This window comes from Paraburkholderia sp. GAS42 (genome assembly GCF_050436565.1).
GTDB lineage: Bacteria > Pseudomonadota > Gammaproteobacteria > Burkholderiales > Burkholderiaceae > Paraburkholderia.
In genome coordinates, this window is the sequence record NZ_JBNDML010000003.1 from 232,401 (window position 1) to 249,289 (window position 16,889).

Annotated in this window: 13 protein-coding genes and 1 tRNA gene; 9 read left to right on the forward strand and 5 right to left on the reverse strand. The window is 62.0% G+C overall.

All coding sequences use genetic code 11. The features are described from left to right. Nucleotides 1-117: 117 nt before the first annotated feature. Nucleotides 118-948 carry an EI24 domain-containing protein gene (locus P3T16_RS06015; RefSeq protein WP_429257723.1) on the forward strand — a complete coding sequence of 277 codons (831 nt, stop codon included), beginning with the start codon at nucleotides 118-120 and terminating at the stop codon, nucleotides 946-948. Nucleotides 949-973: 25 nt separating this feature from the next. Beyond that, the gene (locus tag P3T16_RS06020; protein WP_429341563.1) at nucleotides 974-1,804 is read left to right on the forward strand and encodes a competence/damage-inducible protein A; all 831 of its coding nucleotides are present in this window, start codon (nucleotides 974-976) and stop codon (nucleotides 1,802-1,804) included. Nucleotides 1,805-1,871: 67 nt separating this feature from the next. Here P3T16_RS06020 and P3T16_RS06025 read toward each other — a convergent pair whose 3' ends face one another. Beyond that, nucleotides 1,872-2,336: a rhodanese-like domain-containing protein gene (locus tag P3T16_RS06025; protein ID WP_429257721.1), complete on the reverse strand. Its 465-nt coding sequence runs from the start codon at nucleotides 2,334-2,336 to the stop codon at nucleotides 1,872-1,874. A 440-nt stretch (nucleotides 2,337-2,776) separates the two neighbouring features. Here P3T16_RS06025 and glnA point away from each other — a divergent pair, with 440 nt between their 5' ends. From glnA to P3T16_RS06045, 4 genes are all read left to right on the forward strand, one after another. Beyond that, nucleotides 2,777-4,192 carry a type I glutamate--ammonia ligase gene (gene glnA, locus P3T16_RS06030; RefSeq protein WP_429341564.1) on the forward strand — a complete coding sequence of 472 codons (1,416 nt, stop codon included), beginning with the start codon at nucleotides 2,777-2,779 and terminating at the stop codon, nucleotides 4,190-4,192. 195 nt (nucleotides 4,193-4,387) lie between these two features. Then, nucleotides 4,388-5,527: a nitrogen regulation protein NR(II) gene (glnL, locus tag P3T16_RS06035; RefSeq protein ID WP_429257719.1), complete on the forward strand. Its 1,140-nt coding sequence runs from the start codon at nucleotides 4,388-4,390 to the stop codon at nucleotides 5,525-5,527. Between the two features lie 76 nt (nucleotides 5,528-5,603). After that, nucleotides 5,604-7,115, forward strand: a complete 1,512-nt coding sequence (gene ntrC / locus P3T16_RS06040) for a nitrogen regulation protein NR(I) (RefSeq protein ID WP_429341565.1) — start codon at nucleotides 5,604-5,606, stop codon at nucleotides 7,113-7,115. Nucleotides 7,116-7,295: 180 nt separating this feature from the next. Beyond that, nucleotides 7,296-9,371 (forward strand): prolyl oligopeptidase family serine peptidase, encoded by a 2,076-nt coding sequence (locus P3T16_RS06045; protein WP_429341566.1) that lies wholly within the window; start codon nucleotides 7,296-7,298, stop codon nucleotides 9,369-9,371. 79 nt (nucleotides 9,372-9,450) lie between these two features. Here the strand turns inward: P3T16_RS06045 and xth are convergent, their stop codons facing one another. Continuing rightward, complete coding sequence (xth, locus tag P3T16_RS06050; RefSeq protein WP_429257716.1) at nucleotides 9,451-10,227, reverse strand: exodeoxyribonuclease III; 777 nt, start codon at nucleotides 10,225-10,227, stop codon at nucleotides 9,451-9,453. 185 nt (nucleotides 10,228-10,412) lie between these two features. Between xth and P3T16_RS06055 the strand changes: the two genes are divergently transcribed. The 3 genes from P3T16_RS06055 (at nucleotide 10,413) to P3T16_RS06065 (ending at nucleotide 12,485) form a co-directional block, all read left to right on the forward strand. Then, nucleotides 10,413-10,700 carry a hypothetical protein gene (locus P3T16_RS06055; protein WP_429257715.1) on the forward strand — a complete coding sequence of 96 codons (288 nt, stop codon included), beginning with the start codon at nucleotides 10,413-10,415 and terminating at the stop codon, nucleotides 10,698-10,700. Between the two features lie 68 nt (nucleotides 10,701-10,768). Next, a tRNA-Met gene (locus P3T16_RS06060) sits at nucleotides 10,769-10,845 on the forward strand. A gap of 353 nt (nucleotides 10,846-11,198) precedes the next feature. Further along, nucleotides 11,199-12,485, forward strand: a complete 1,287-nt coding sequence (locus tag P3T16_RS06065) for an amidohydrolase family protein (RefSeq protein ID WP_429341567.1) — start codon at nucleotides 11,199-11,201, stop codon at nucleotides 12,483-12,485. Nucleotides 12,486-12,606: 121 nt separating this feature from the next. Here the strand turns inward: P3T16_RS06065 and P3T16_RS06070 are convergent, their stop codons facing one another. The 3 genes from P3T16_RS06070 to P3T16_RS06080 all read right to left on the reverse strand — a co-directional run bounded on the left by P3T16_RS06070 (nucleotide 12,607) and on the right by P3T16_RS06080 (nucleotide 16,870). Continuing rightward, on the reverse strand, nucleotides 12,607-14,724 hold the full coding sequence (locus tag P3T16_RS06070) for a M3 family metallopeptidase (protein ID WP_429341568.1): 2,118 nt from the start codon (nucleotides 14,722-14,724) through the stop codon (nucleotides 12,607-12,609). A 158-nt stretch (nucleotides 14,725-14,882) separates the two neighbouring features. Then, complete coding sequence (folD, locus tag P3T16_RS06075) at nucleotides 14,883-15,746, reverse strand: bifunctional methylenetetrahydrofolate dehydrogenase/methenyltetrahydrofolate cyclohydrolase FolD (RefSeq protein WP_429341569.1); 864 nt, start codon at nucleotides 15,744-15,746, stop codon at nucleotides 14,883-14,885. A gap of 170 nt (nucleotides 15,747-15,916) precedes the next feature. After that, entirely contained in the window at nucleotides 15,917-16,870 is a 954-nt protein-coding gene (locus P3T16_RS06080) for a DUF2950 domain-containing protein (RefSeq protein WP_429341570.1), read from the reverse strand. Between the last annotated feature and the right edge of the window lie 19 nt (nucleotides 16,871-16,889).

Genomic DNA, 16,889 nt, shown 5'->3' on the forward strand with positions numbered 1-16,889 from the left:
GTTAGCGTGGTCGCGTTTGTCTCACGCAGATCGCAATTTCGGTTCATCCACTGTTTCGCCCCGTTCGTTGCCCCGTTTTTTGCCCATTCACCGCTTCATTCACCGGCACTGGCTCGCATGAATGACCTGTTGCGCTCGTTCGGGCGCGCACTCTCCAGCGCGCTCCATCCGCGCATGCTCTGGCTGACCTTCTTGCCGTTCGCGGCGGCGGCGATCGTCTGGGGCGTCATCCTCTGGTTTTCGTGGCAGGCGCTGACCGACGCCACCCGCGTGTGGCTCGAAAGCTGGCCGTTCACCACGACGCTCTACAGCCTGTTCGACTGGCTCGGGTTTTCGTCGCTGCATGCGGTGATTGCGCCCTTCATCGTGATCGCGCTCGCGATTCCACTGATTGTCGTGACCGTGCTGCTGCTGATCGCGACACTGTCGATGCCGGCCGTGATCCGTCATCTGTCTGTCCGGCAGTTCAGCAGCCTGGAGATGCGTCGCGGCGGAACGTGGTACGGTAGTCTGATCCATGCGCTATGGACAACGCTCGTCTGTCTCGTTCTGCTGGTGGTGACGCTGCCGCTGTGGCTCATCCCGCCATTCTTCGCGCTGATTCCGCCTCTGTTGTGGGGCTGGCTCACGTATCGCGTGATGACGTATGACGCACTCGCGCTACACGCGACAAGCGAGGAGCGTCGCGCGCTGGTTCGGCGACACCGGCTGCCGCTGTTGCTGATCGGTGTCGCGAGCGGTCTGCTGGGTTCGCTTCCGACGCTGCTCTGGGCGTCGTCGGTCTGGCTAATCGTGTTGTTCCCGGTCGTGACGGCGGCGACTATCTGGATCTATGCGTTCATCCTGGTCTTTTCGGCGTTGTGGTTCGGCTATTACTGCCTGCGCGCGTTGCAGCGCATGCGCGCTGAAGAGCACGGCGCGCGCACGGCAGTGACGGTTCCCTACTGAACTCATTTTTCAGGAAGAGGCGGCAATGGCATTTGGCGTCATCATCATCGGCGACGAAATCCTGTCTGGCAGACGTACTGACAAGCATCTGCCGAAACTCATCCAGCTTTTGACCGACCGCGGGCTCTCGCTTGCCTGGGCGGAATACATCGGCGACGACCCGGAGCGCATCACGAGAACGTTGCGCCGTTCGTTCGCCTCGGGCGACGTCGTGTTCTCGACCGGCGGCATCGGCGCGACGCCTGACGATCACACGCGCCAATGCGCCGCCGCAGCACTCGGCGTGCCGCTCGAACTGCACGCCGAAGCAGCAAAACTGATCCAGGAGCGCATTCGCGACATGCATGTCGATGCGTCCGGCGCACCGCCCGACCTTGGTTCGCCGGAGAACCGCCATCGTCTGAACATGGGCACGTTCCCACGCGGCGCGTCGATCATTCCAAATGGTTACAACAAGATTCCGGGCTTCTCAGTCGGGGATCACCACTTCGTGCCGGGTTTCCCGGTAATGGCGTGGCCCATGATCGAATGGGTGCTGGACACGAAGTACGCGCATCTGCACCACGCCATGCCGCACGCGGAAAAGTCACTGCTTGTATTCGAACTGCCCGAATCGACGCTCACGCCGTTGATGGAAAAGATCGAACATGACTTTCCGGGCGTGCGCGTCTTCAGTCTGCCGAGCGTCGGCGATGCGGAGCGCGGCGGTATCTATGCCCGCCGTCACATTGATCTGGGCGTGAAAGGCGAGCCTGAAGCGGTCGCCGCAGCATTCGTGAAGCTGCGGGAAGGCGTTCATCTGCTTGGCGGCGACATCGTTGAACCCGATGCCACGCAGGCGAAACCGCGGGGCTAAACGAACCGGGACCTCACGCCGCTGACGCTCGCCGACAGCCGGACGGCCACGTGAAAGCGAACACGCTTTACGCGCCGATCCACGGCAGACCCCGGAAGCACCAGCCCGAGACCGTTTTCCGGTGCCCCTGGCCGTCCTTGTCCCCTTCGAAACCTTCCAGCAGGTCAAACGCCTGCGTGAAACCCGCCTGGGTTGCGGCGATCGCGGCAAGCTTTGAGCGGGCGGCGCTACGGCACAGGAACAGTACCGGCGTATCCGGCGACGCCGCGTTGCCCAGCTGATCGAGAAATTCCGGGTTCGGTACGCCCCCCGGATAACGCGTCCATTCAACATGGACGTACTGGCCGTCGCCAATCAGCGGCCGTCCAACCCAATCGAGTTCCGCGCGGGTCCGAACGTCAACGAGGCGTGTGCGCGGGTCGAGTTGGAGAAGCTCGAATGCCTCGGCAGGCGAAAGCGCCCCTGCGTATGGCAACTGGTTTTCGATACGCCGCTTCCCGGCCTGCGCGTACAACTGTTCGAGCGTACTCATGACGGCAAATCTCCTTCGTGCTGGCAACCAAAAGATCATTCTAGCGTGTCAGTCACTCGCGCGTACCCGGCCATTCGGTCGATACACAAGGCAGGGTGCGACTGCTATGCTTCATGAGGGTGCAAGCGGGATCGCAAGCACCAAAATGGAACAACGCATTGATTTTCCACGATGACTCGCACTATGTTGGTGCTAACCCTCGTGAGATATGTCGCGAATTGCGCGACGCCGGGTGTAAGGATTCCCCGTAAGTGCGCGTAACGGAAGGCTTTTGCGCCAGGCTGGCGCATGTTGGCACGGAAGCTGCTTTATACGGCCCGATCGATTCGACCGTAGTTTTTTTCATCTGATCTTCCAGATCGGATAGACGTGCGGTGGCGGGTCAGCTAGATTTGGGCGGCGGCAGAATCCGCCGAATTCGTTAATCAGGAGAATAGGTTATGAGTAAATCCGTGGCCGACGTCATGCAACTCGTCAAGGACGAGGACGTCAAGTTTGTCGACTTCCGTTTCACCGACACGCGCGGCAAGGAGCAGCACGTTTCGGTGCCGGTGTCGGCATTTGGCGAAGACAAATTCGAAAGCGGCCATGCGTTCGACGGTTCTTCGATCGCCGGCTGGAAGGGCATCGAAGCCTCGGACATGCTGCTCGTCCCGGACGCCGACACGGCCTTCATCGACCCGTTCTACGAAGAGTCGACCCTCGTCATGACCTGCGACGTCGTCGAACCGTCGGACGGCAAGGGCTACGAACGCGATCCGCGCTCGCTCGCCAAGCGCGCCGAAGCGTACCTGAAGAGCACCGGCCTTGGCGACACGGCCTTCTTCGGTCCGGAGCCGGAATTCTTTATTTTCGACTCGGTCCGGTGGAATACGGACATGTCGGGCTGCTTCGTGAAGATCGGCTCGGAAGAAGCACCGTGGTCGTCGGGCAAGGAATTCGAAGGCGGCAACACGGGCCACCGTCCGGGCACGAAGGGCGGCTATTTCCCGGTCGCGCCGGTCGACTCGTTCCAGGACATTCGCTCGGAAATGTGTCTGCTGCTCGAACAGATCGGCATTCCGGTCGAAGTGCACCACCACGAAGTCGGGGGCATGGGCCAGAATGAAATTGGCACGAAGTTCTCGACGCTGGTGCAGCGCGCCGACTGGACGCAGCAACTGAAGTACATCGTCCACAACGTTGCGCATACGTATGGCAAGACGGCGACGTTCATGCCGAAGCCTGTCGTCGGCGACAACGGTTCGGGCATGCACGTTCACCAGTCGATCTGGAAAGACGGCCAGAACCTGTTCGCGGGTAACGGCTACGCGGGCCTGTCGGAATTCGCGCTGTTCTACATCGGCGGCATCATCAAGCACGCCCGTGCACTGAACGGCATCTCGAACCCGACGACGAACTCGTACAAGCGCCTCGTGCCGCACTTCGAAGCACCGGTGAAGCTCGCGTACTCGGCGAAAAACCGTTCGGCCTCGATCCGCATTCCGCACGTGTCGAACCCGAAGGGCCGTCGTATCGAAACGCGTTTCCCGGACCCGATGGCGAACCCGTACCTCCTGTTCTCGGCGCTGATGATGGCCGGTCTCGACGGCGTTCAGAACAAGATCCATCCGGGCGAAGCAGCCGACAAGAACCTGTACGACCTGCCGCCGGAAGAGGATGCAAAGATCCCGACCGTGTGTGCCGGCCTCGATCAGGCGCTGGACGCGCTCGACAAGGATCGCGAGTTCCTGACGCGCGGTGGCGTGTTCACGGATTCGATGCTGGATGCGTATCTGGAACTGAAGGAAGGCGAGCTGCAACGCGTCCGCATGACCACGCACCCGATCGAATTCGAAATGTACTACTCGCTGTAAGTGGTGATGGCGCTTCGCCGGAGGAAGGCGAAGCGCGCGTCCGAACGTTCGCGATCGGTCACGAAGGGACGGCGGCGCCGTCCCTTTTTTGTTGAACTTTCGCACAGCGTTGCCGGACCAGAAGGAACGTTGTTGCTGCACCAGGGTAGCCGTGTTCGCCTCATCACCGTTTCATACCGACCAGATTGATACAAGATGGATCTGAAGAATCTGATCAAGGCAAGGAAAGGGCACGCCGAACCGCTGTCGAGCGACGCCCAGCTTGTCGACTCCGGTTTGCTGCCGGGATTCGAGGCATTGCCGACGGTTGTGCTTGTGCTGGAGAAGCGCACGTTGCGCGTCGTGTTCGCGAATCCTTCCGCGGAGTCGATGCTCGATCTGTCACGCCGGCAACTCACGCAGATGGCGTGGCCGGACATTTTTTCGAACGCGGACGAGTTGCTGATGACGATCGCCGCGATCGCCGAACACCGTTTTCACGCGACTCACCTCGATACCGTGCTCGAACGGCCCGGGCACGAACCGCTGCATGTGCATGCGATCGTCGGCTTTCTCGAGATTGTGCCGGACTACGTCCTGCTCGAAATCTTCGAGAACGAACGACATCTGCGCACCGACCGTGAGGAACGCATCCAGGATCTGACTGCGGTCAACAAGCAGTTGATCCGCAACCTGGCCCACGAGATCAAGAACCCGCTTGGCGGCATTCGCGGCGCGGCGCAACTGCTCGAGTTCGAACTGAGTGCACGTGAGCGCGACGAATTGCGCGAATACACGCAGGTTGTCATCAAGGAATCGGACCGGCTGCAGACGCTTGTCGACCGGTTGCTCGAACCGCACCGTCATCCGCACATCGTGGGTGACGTGAACATTCATGAAGTATGTGAGCGTGTGCGCGCCGTCATCCTCGCGGAGTTTCCGCGCGGCCTCACGATCGAGCGCGACTACGACGTGAGCGTGCCCGATCTGCGCGGCGACAAGGAGCAGTTGATCCAGGCGCTGCTCAACATCGTGCGCAACGCTGCCGAAGCGTTGCGCGAGCGCATTTCACAAGGCGATGCGCGTATCGAACTGCGCACCCGCGTGGCCCGCAAACTCACGATCGCGAAACGTCTTTGTAAGCTGGCATTGGACTTGCATATCATCGACAACGGTCCTGGGATTCCCGAGGATATCCGGGACCGCATCTTCTATCCGCTCGTTTCGGGGCGTGAGGATGGAAGCGGTCTTGGCCTGACGCTCGCGCAGACGTTCGTGCAACAACACGACGGTTTGATCGAAGTGGAAAGCCGGCCGGGACACACCGAGTTTCAGATCCTGCTGCCGCTTGAGTGATTACCCGGTTACCACTGGGCAACCCATCGAACAGCACCACACACGCTGACGCACCTCAAGACTTCTGAACGACTATATGAAGCCGATCTGGATAGTAGACGACGATCAATCGATCCGCTGGGTGCTCGAAAAAGCCCTTGCACGAGAAAATTTCGCGACGCGCAGCTTCGCGAACGTGCGCGAGGCGGCGGGCGCGCTGGATCACGACAGCCCGCAGGTGCTGGTGTCCGACATCCGGATGCCAGGCGGCTCAGGCCTCGAGCTGTTGCAGACCGTCCGCGAACGCGTACCGGGTCTGCCCGTCATCATCATGACGGCGTTCTCCGACCTGGATAGCGCGGTCGCCGCATTTCAGGGCGGCGCGTTCGAGTATCTGGCCAAGCCCTTCGACGTCGACAAGGCGGTCGAACTGATCCGCCGTGCCGTCGACGAAAGCATGCGTGGCGAGCAGACGTGGGATGACCGCCTCGCCGATGCACCGGAAATGCTCGGCCAGGCACCGGCGATGCAAGACATGTTTCGCGCGATCGGCCGTCTGTCCCATTCTGCGGCAACCGTGCTCATCACCGGCGAATCAGGCACCGGTAAGGAGCTTGTTGCACGCGCGCTGCACCGTCATAGCCCGCGCGCGAATGGTCCGTTCATCGCGCTGAACACGGCGGCGATTCCGAAGGACCTGCTGGAATCCGAGCTGTTCGGTCACGAGCGCGGCGCATTCACCGGTGCTCAGGCGATGCGGCAAGGTCGTTTTGAGCAGGCCGAGAACGGCACGCTGTTCCTCGATGAAATCGGCGATATGCCGTTCGATCTGCAAACACGTCTGTTGCGTGTGCTGTCGGATGGTCAGTTCTATCGCGTGGGCGGCCACAATCCGCTGCGCGCGAACGTTCGGGTCATTGCAGCGACGCACCAGAATCTCGAATCGCGTGTCCGTCAGGGTCTGTTCCGCGAGGATCTGTATCACCGCCTCAACGTGATCCGGTTGCGTCTGCCGGCGTTACGCGAACGTAGCGAGGACATTCCGCTGCTCACGCGTCACTTCCTGCAGAAGAGTGCGCGCGATCTGGGTGTCGAGCCGAAACGCGTGTCAGATGAGGCGCTTGCGTATCTGGCGTCGCTCACGTTTGCCGGTAATGTCCGGCAGCTTGAAAACCTGGCCAACTGGCTGACTGTCATGGCGCCGGCCCAGACGATCGAGATCAAGGATCTGCCGCCGGATCTCGTGCCGTCGACGGCCGGTAGCGCGGATATCGTTGCGGGCGCGGGTATGGCCGCTGACGCGTCAGGCAATGCGCTGGCCACTGCTGGCACGAACGGCACGTCGGCGCCGTCGCCGATGTCCACAGCGCCTGGCGCGCCGGCGACCACGCCCGTCAGCGTGTGGGAAAGCGGATTGCGAACTGAAGTGGCGCGTATGCTGCGCGAGAATTCGGCCGATGTGATGGACGAACTATCGCGTCGTTTCGAAGCCGCCGTGATTCGCGAGGCGCTCGATTTCACGCGTGGACGCAAGGTCGAAGCGGCCGAGCGTCTGGGGATCGGCCGGAACACGATTACGCGCAAGATTCAGGAATTGAATCTCGAATAGCAGCTTCTGCATCGAAGAAACACAGCAAGGGTCGTCCACCTGCATCGCAGCGTGTGGACGGCCCTTTTTGCTATTCACCACAGAATTCCGCGTGGCCGGCTTCCTGTGTCGAACGGCCAGGTCGCGGCGCTGCCCGGCGTCAGGGCATAATCGGTGCTGTTCTTCTTCCGACAGCTCACTATGCCCGCAGCACGCTCCTGGCCTCGCAGTCCCGATCCGTTTCTCCATCTCGAAGATCTTCACGATCCTGCTTCGCTTGCGTGGGTTGGCGGGCAGAACACGCGCGCACGCGCTGAATGGCGCAGCGGCGATGGCTTCGACGCGCTTACGCAGCGTCTCGCGAGTGCGTATCTGCCACGCGAGCGGCCGGTTATTCCGAGCCGATGGAAAGACTGGGCGTACGACTTCTGGCAGGACGACCGCAATCCGAAGGGCCTCTGGCGTCGCACATCGTGGACAAGCTGGCGCAATGGCGCGCCGCAATGGCAGAACCTGCTCGACTTCGATGCGCTCGGCGAGGCCGAGGCCACGCCGTGGGTCTGCGCCGATATCGACATCCTCTATCCGGACGGCGACCGGGCACTAATCGCGTTGTCGCCGGGCGGCTCGGACGCGACGATCGTGCGCGAGTTCGACATCGATAACCAGCGCTTCGTGGATGACGGTTTTTCCATCGCGGTGGCCGGCAAGCACACGGCATCGTGGATCGACCGGGACACGCTGTATGTGGGCTGGGACAACGGCGATGCGACGCTCACGCGCTCGGGTTATCCGCGCGAGGTGCGTCGCTGGACGCGCGCTACGGCGCTCGAGGAGGCCCCCGTTGTGTTCGCCGGCGAATTCGACGACATCGGCGTGGAGGCGCACTACGATCCTGTGGAGAAGCGTCACTCAGCGGTGCGCGATGTCGACTTCTTCGATTCGCACACGTACTGGCCCGATGCGAATGGCGTGTGGCGGCGCTATGACGTGCCGTCGCATATTTCGGTCGGTGGCTGGCATGGGTGGTTGCTGCTCGAGCCGCGTCTCGACTGGCAGTGCGATAGCGGCCTCTACGCCGGCGGCGCCTTGCTCGCGATCCGGGAGGCGGCGTTCCTGGCCGGCAGCCGGCATTTCATGCCGCTTTTCACGCCGACGCCGCTCACGTCCGCGTGCGAATGGACGCATACGCTCAACACGCTGATCGTCTCGTATCTCGACGACGTGGAGAGTCGCACACTGCTCTGGCAACCGTTGCAATCAGCCGAAGGCGACTGGCACTGGGCGTCGCGGACGTTCCCGTCACGCGAAACGTCGCAGGTGGACGTTTCACCGATCGAGGCCACGCTTAACGACGAGGTCTATGTCGATGTCGACGATTATCTGCAGCCGCCCGAATACTGTCTCGCCGATCTTGCTCAGGAGGATCTGTCAGCGTGGACCGTGCTGGACCGTTGGCCCACCCAGTTCGACGCAGCGCCGCTCATGGTGAAGCGCGGTCACGCGCAATCGAAGGACGGCACGCGTGTGCCATACACGATCGTCGGCGCGCGCAGCATTCTCGAAGCATCGACGTCCGTTGCGAACCCGTGCCTGCTGACGGGTTACGGTGGCTTCGCTGTCCCGCTGACGCCGGACTATCTGGTAAGCCCGGGCATCGGCTGGCTGGAGCAGGGCGGCATCTATGTGGTCGCGCATATCCGCGGTGGCGGCGAGTACGGTACACAGTGGCATCTGGCTGCGCAGCGCGAGCATCGTCAACGCGCGTTCGACGATTTCATCGCAGTCGCTGAGACTTTGATCGGCGATGGCGTCACAACCGCCGCGCAACTCGGCATTCAGGGCGGCAGCAACGGCGGGCTGCTGGTCGCCGCGTGCATGACGCAGCGTCCCGAGCTCTTTGGCGCGGTGGTGTGTGAGGTTCCGTTACTCGATATGCAGCGGTATCACCTGCTGCACGCGGGCGCGTCGTGGATGGACGAATACGGCGACCCGGATGATCCGCAGGAAGCACGTGCGCTGGCTGCGTATTCACCGTATCACCGCGTGTCGGCTGGCGCGAAATATCCGTCGGTTCTGTTCACGACCTCGACGAGCGACGATCGCGTGCACCCGGGGCACGCGCGCAAGATGGTGGCGCGCATGCAGGCGTCGGGACATGAGGATGTGTGGTACTGGGAGAACACCGATGGCGGACACGGCTCGGGCTCCGATGCGCTGGAGCGCGCCGCTTACGATGCGATGGTGTTCGGTTTTCTGTGGTCGCAGCTGGGATAACACGTCACCGGGTGGCTGACGTTGGGCGGGCGCGTGTTCGCAGCGTCAGTCGCGGGTCAGCCAGACTAAAAGAGCGCATTCAGTCGATCTGCGCGACAACCGGCGCGTGGTCCGACGGCTGGTCCCATTTGCGCGGAACGCGATCGACATCGCACAGTGTGCATTTGTCGGCCAGCGATTTCGACAGCAGGATATGGTCGATCCGCATGCCCGCATTGCGACGGAAGGCCAGCATCCGGTAGTCCCACCACGTGAAGGTTTTTTCCGGATGCTCGAACTTCCGGAAAGCATCGATGAGACCCAGTTCGACGAGACGCACGAACTGCGCACGCTCTTCCGGCGAGACGAGGTTCTGTCCTTCCCATGCCTTCGGATCGTGCACATCGCGATCTTCGGGCGCGATGTTGTAGTCGCCCAGCAGCGCGAGGTGCGGATGCTGCGCGAGTTCGCTGTCAATCCAGGTGTGCAATGCGTCGAGCCAGCGCAGCTTGTAGGCGAACTTGTCCGTGCCCGGCGCCTGGCCGTTCGGGAAATACGCCGAGATGATGCGTACGCCTTCGATCGTCGCGGCGATCACGCGTTGCTGCGGGTCATCGAAGCCGGGAATGTTGCGCACGATCGAGGCCTCATCGACGACGAGGCCCTGGCGCACCAGAATGCCGACGCCGTTATAGGTTTTCTGACCGGCGAACCAGCTTCGATACCCTTTGGCTTCGAGCTCGGCGCGTGGGAATTTCTCATCGGGCAGCTTGAGTTCCTGCAGACACAGCACATCGGTCTGACTCTGTTCGAGCCAGTCGGTCACATGCTGCTGGCGAACCTTCAGCGAGTTCACATTCCAGGTGGCGATTTTCATTCGGTGTCGGAGAGAGCGGGCGCGATAGAACGGGAGTTTACATGAACGCGGAGTGCGCCTGGATGCTGTCCGGCATGCGTTCGCCCTGGCGCACCGAAGGACACGCCTCACCAGGGTAAATAATTCCCGGGACGCTTCGCCGTGCGGCGTATAGTGGGGCGACATACATGTTTCAGGGGCGCATCATGGCTGACTTTTATCCGGTCATCTACAAGGACTTCGAAGTGCATCCCCTCGTTTTTTCGCGGGAATTCAACAAGTTCGATGGACACAAGAAAAACGCGGAAGGTTACGACGTCGCAGTGCGCGTGTGCCGGCCGGGCGCGATCAGCGGATCGAAGGCGAGCCGCGTGTTTCGTCTCTCCCGACAATCGACGTTTTCGGATTTCGGCGTGGCGAAGCGCAGCGCAAGTCAATACGGCGCGGACATCATCGATGGAAAGATCGAAGGCGCAACGGTCGCCGATCTGTGAGCACGCAAAATAGTTTGCATGAATGTTTGACGCGCCGTGGGTGCGCCAGTACAATTCGCTTCCTCTGACGCGGGGTGGAGCAGTCTGGCAGCTCGTCGGGCTCATAACCCGAAGGTCGCAGGTTCAAATCCTGCCCCCGCAACCAACAAGGCTTCGTTGCTTTCCTGTGCAACGTGCCGCGCAAGTCCGGCGATGCTGTCGCCAGCAAAAACCCGCTTCGGCGGGTTTTTTGTTTTCGGCGTTTTCTGGCCATTGCGGGTCAACCGAACGCATTGACGCAATGCGTCGCCACAATCTGTTCAATCAGCTCACATCCGGGTGATCCTGAAGAACCTGAACGCTGGTTCCTTCATCTTCACTGTCTGGCCGATATATCGTCCCCAAGTCGCTCCAGATGTCGCCGCGTTCTGCAGCAGCGGCGACCTTGTCCAGATGGGTAAACGGGTTCCCTACGCTTTCTTACGCCGATAGAATCGAAGGCAATCAAAGGAGCCGCTGATGGACCTGATCATTCGCCGTGCCGTCCTGCCGGGCCATACCCCGGGGCGCCATGAACCCGTCGATATCGGCATCGAAGCCGGCCGTATTCTCGCCGTAGAGCCGCGTCTCGCTGCCACCGCGTCCGAGGAGATCGACGCAGCGGGATCGCTCGTTACGCCGCCTTTCGTCGATCCGCATTTCCATATGGACGCGACGCTGTCGTACGGTTTGCCGCGCGTGAACGCGTCGGGCACCCTGCTGGAGGGCATCGCGCTCTGGGGCGAGCTCAAGCCGCAGCTGACGCAGGAAGCGCTGATCGAGCGTGCGCTGCAATATTGCGACTGGGCCGTCGCACGCGGGCTGCTGGCTATTCGTACGCACGTCGACATCTGCGATCCGCGGCTCCTCGCTGTCGAAGCGCTGCTCGAAGTGAAGCGCCGCGTCGCGTCGTATCTGGACATGCAACTGGTCGCGTTCCCGCAGGACGGCGTGCTACGCAGTCCTGGCGCGTTCGATAACCTCAAGCGCGCGATATCGATGGGCGTCGATGTGGTCGGCGGTATCCCGCACTTCGAGCGGACAATGGCCGATGGCGCGGAGTCCGTGCGCATCCTGTGCGAATACGCGGCGGAGCAGGGGCTGCGCGTCGATATGCATTGCGATGAATCGGACGATCCGATGTCGCGTCATATCGAAACCCTGGCGGCGCAGTCGCACCGTCTCGGGTTGCATGGGCGCGTCACCGGCTCGCACCTGACGTCGATGCATTCGATGGACAACTACTATGTCAGCAAGCTGCTGCCATTGATGCGCGAAGCGGGCGTTGCGGCGATCGCCAATCCGTTGATCAACATCACTCTGCAGGGCCGCAGTGACACGTATCCGAAGCGTCGGGGCATGACGCGCGTGCCGGAGATGCTGGCCGCGGGCATCAATGTCGCGTTCGGGCACGACTGCGTGATGGACCCGTGGTATGGCCTCGGTTCTGGCGACATGCTCGAAGTCGCGCATATGGGCCTGCACGTCGCACAGATGACCAGCCAGGATGGCATACGCGCATGCTTCGACGCGGTCACGGTCAACGCGGCGCGTATTCTCGGTCTGGAAGGCTATGGCATCGAACCCGGCTGCGAGGCGAATCTGGTCATGCTCGACGCGCGCGATCCGGCCGAAGCGATCCGTCTGCGAGCGGCGCGGCTCGCGGTGATCCGGCGTGGCAAGGTAGTCAGCCGTGCACCGGCTGCGCAAGCGACGCTCACACTGGAAGGACGACCTTCCACGGTCGATTTCAGGCTGCATCGCTAGGCGCTTGCGGAGCAAAGAAAAGCCGGTGATTGCGTGAGCAATCACCGGTCTCTTTTACATCACGTCGCTTGCCGCGGGCAGCGCGTACAGCGCCTCGCACTGCGGCATCGGGCGCCCAGCGCTATGAATGCGCAGCGCCAGGCGTCATGCCGTTATGACGCAGCAACGCATCGATATTCGGCTCGCGGCCACGGAACGCCTTGAACGATTCCATTGCAGGCCGGCTGCCGCCCACTTCGAGAATCTCCTTGCGATAACGCGTGCCGGTTGCCACATCGAGCACGCTGCCATGCTTCGCCTGCGCGGCTTCTTCGAATGCGGCGTACGCGTCGGCGGACAACACTTCCGCCCACTTGTAGCTGTAGTAGCCCGCGGCGTACCCACCCGCGAAGATGTGGCTGAACGTATTCGGCCAGCGCGAGAACGACGCCTGCGGAATCACATGGAAACGCTCGTTGATCTCACGTGCAAGATCGTTCGCGCTTTTCTCTCCGGATGGATCGAAGTCCACATGCAGCGACATATCGAACATCGAGAACACGATCTGCCGCAATGTGCCGAGGCCGCTCTGGAAATTCTTCGCGGCAAGCATCTTGTCGTACAGTGGGCGCGGTAGCGGAGCAGCGGTCTCGACATGCGAGGTCATGTCGCTTAGCACGTCCCACTCCCAGCAGAAGTTTTCCATGAACTGCGACGGCAATTCGACCGCGTCCCATTCGACACCGTTGATGCCGGACACGCCCAGTTCGTCGACGCGTGTCAGCATGTGATGCAGCCCGTGCCCGAACTCGTGGAACAACGTGATCACCTCATCGTGCGTGAAGCATGCTGGCTTGCCACCCACCGGCGCCGAGAAGTTGCACGTGAGATACGCGACGGGCGTCTGCACGCCGCCTTCGGCGCGCTTGCGACGCGTACGCGCATCGTCCATCCATGCGCCGCCGCGCTTGCCTTCGCGCGCGTACAGATCGAGATAGAACTGCGCGACGAGCGCACCGTCCTGATTCTCCACACGGAAAAAACGCACGTCCGGATGCCACGTCGCAGCTTCGTCGCGACGGATGCGCACGCCGAAGAGCGTCTCTGTGACCTTGAAGAGGCCTTTCAACACGGCGTCTTCCGGGAAGTACTGTTTGACTTCGTTTTCAGAGAACGAATAGCGCTTCTGACGCAGGCGTTCGCCGGCAAAGGTCATATCCCAGGGCTGGATGTCGGCGAGGCCGAGTTCGCTTGCAGCGAATTCGCGCAGTTCCTTCCAGTCCTGCTCCGCATGCGGACGCGCACGCGTCGCCAGATCTTCGAGGAACGTCATCACCTGGGCGGGCGATTCGGCCATCTTTGGCGCCAGCGATACTTCGGCGAAGTTCCTGAAGCCGAGCATCTTCGCTTCTTCTTCGCGCACTTTCAGTTCTTCGGCGAGGACCGCGGTGTTGTCCCACTCGGCTTTGCCGTTGCCGTACGCGGCACCCAGTTCCGACGCACGGGTTGCATACGCGCGATACATCGTCTCGCGCATCGCACGGTTTTCCGAGTACTGCATCACCGGAAAATACGACGGGAAGTGCAGCGTGAATTTCCAGCCTTCCTTGCTGTCACGTTGCGCCGCTTCCCGCGCGCCTTCGACGACGTCATCCGGCAGGCCGGCCAGTTCCGCTTCGGTCGTTGCGATATAGGCGTACGCGTTAGTCGCGTCGAGCACGTGATCGGAGAACGATTTCGAGAGCCCGGCCTGACGCTCCTGCAATTCTGCAAAACGCGGCTTCTGGTCTTCCGGCAACTCGGCGCCCGACAGACGGAAATCGCGCAACGCGTTGCCGAGAATTTTTTTGCGCTCGCCTGTCAGCGAGGCGAAGTCGGCGCTGGCGTTGAGCGCCTTGTACTTCTCGTAGAGCGCGAGATTCTGGCCGACGCTCGACCAGAACTCGGTCACGCGTGGCAGATTTTCGCCGTAGACGGCACGCAGTTCCGGCGTATCGGCAACCGCGTTCAGATGGCCGATCACGCCCCAGGCTCGCGACAGCGGTTCGGTCGCGCGTTCGACGGGCTCGACGACGTCGGCCCACGAAGCCGGCGTGACAGGCGCGCTCGCGCGTTCGACGGCAGCATTCGCGTCGGCGAGCAATACATCGAGGGCAGGCGTGACGTGTTCGGGGCGGATTTCGCCAAAGCGCGGCAGATCGGTGAAATCGAGGAGCGGATTGTCCGCGTTCGGGCGGGTGGTGGCTGACGTAGATGACATAAGGCTTCCTGTCTGTCGCGGATCAAAAAGGGGCAACGCGCGGGCTGCGCGGCAACGCGTCCCGCGCCCGTCGATCAGGTTATTGGGGCGGGAGACGCCGTTTCCAACCGTCAGGAAGCAAATTATCAGAAGTTGAGCCGCCCGGCGCAGTTCACGTTTTACGCGGCGTTTGCGTCTGCAGCGCGCTCAGCGGCTTCGATCGTGTTGACGAGCAGCATCGTGATCGTCATCGGACCTACGCCGCCCGGCACCGGCGTGATGTAGCCGGCCACTTCCTTGACGCCCGCGAAATCGACGTCACCGCACAACTTGCCGGTCTCATCGCGATTCATGCCGACGTCGATGACGGCTGCGCCCGGTTTCACCATATCCGCCGTCAGGATGTTGCGCATACCTGTTGCCGCGACAACCACGTCGGCGTTGCGCGTGTGAAGCGCGAGATCGCGTGTCTTGCTATGGCAGATCGTGACGGTCGCGCCCGCTTCGAGCAGCAGCAGCGCCATCGGTTTGCCGACGATATTCGAGCGGCCGATGACGACCGCTTCCGCGCCCTTCAACGCGATGCCGTGCGCTTCGAACATTTTCATCACGCCGTAAGGCGTGCACGGACGGAACAGCGGCTTGCCGGTCATCAGCGCGCCGGCGTTGGCGACGTGAAAGCCGTCGACGTCCTTCTCCGGCGCGATCGCTTCGATGACCTTATGGCTGTCGATATGCGGCGGGAGCGGCAACTGGACCAGGATGCCGTGAATCTTCGGATCGTGGTTCAGTTCGTCGATGCGCGCCAGCAGATCCGCTTCGGACAGCGATGCCGGATAGCGGTCATACGAAGAGAAGAGGCCATTGTCCTGGCACGCCTTCACCTTGTTGCGCACATAGACTTCGCTCGCGGGATTGTCGCCGACGAGCACAACAGCAAGACCCGGTTGATGACCACGGGCGGAGAGGGCGGCAGCGCGCGTGGCGACGTCGGCGCGAAGAGTACGGGAGAGGGCGTTGCCGTCGATGAGGGTGGCTGTCATGGTCGGTCGAGAGTGGGCAGTTCGGGATGCGCGGCGCGCGATGCGTGAGACGTGTGCGCGTCGTAACGCTTTCGGGCACGTACAGGCGACGTGACAAAAAGCGCGCGGCGCAGGATCTGCGCCGCTGCGAAGTCTCACATTATACCGTCGAGGCCCGCCGGACTGGACGCTCAGGGCTGGACTGCCTGCCAGGACGGATCAGGATCGAACGACTTGACCGACGCCGCGGCGCGCGTCGTCTGCGGGCCGAGGTTCTTCTGATACAGCTGGCCGTCCTGGTTGACGATGAAGCTCATCACACCCGTCCTGCCATATTCGACTGGCCACGCGACGAGGCCGAAACCCTTCGTCAGCGTGCCGCCCTGCACATAGTTCTGCGCGCCACCTTTTGCGTGTGCGCCCTGCGCGGTCAGAATCCGATAGTGATAACCGTGATAACCGTCCTTCGTCACGGTGGCGCCGTGCGGCATCGCTGCCGCGAGTGGACCGAGCGGGCTTTCCGCTTCGCCTGGCGCAGTAGGCCAGTACAGGCCGTCGCGCTGGCCTGGCGTGCTGACGATGTGCTGGGCATAGTGCTGGGTCAGCTTGTTGTAGTCGTTCTGCGCATCGAGATAGGCAAGCGAAGTCATCATCGCCGCGCGTTCGTTGCGGCCGATGCGGCGCGTCAGGATTTCGTCCCCGGCGGCGACAGGATCGAAACGCCAGCCGTGCGAAGTCTGCACGAGCGGAATGGGCAAGGTCCAGCCGCTTGTGCCGACCCCGAGATGCGCGCTGGGGTGCCCGTCAAGCGGCGCCGGATCGTTGACGATCTGGTGTCCCTGCGACCATTCGCCGAGAAACGCATAGATATCGTCTTCGCCTATATCTTTCGTCGGGATGAAACGCGTGAAATCGTTGCCGAGTACACGCTTCATCGCATCGTGATCGTTGCGGGAGAGTGCATCGGCAAATGCGTTGGCAGCGGCATCAGGTGTCGGATAGACGGCCTGCGCGTGAGCGGCCGTGGTGCCGAGCAACAGGACCGGCACCGCGAGCAATGTGCCCGCCGCGCCGACAGTGCTGAGTGTGATGGCGAGCGCTACGGCGCGGACGCGGCGTGCGCGAAGTGCAGGAAAGCGAATCATTAGCGGCTCCTTTGTGATC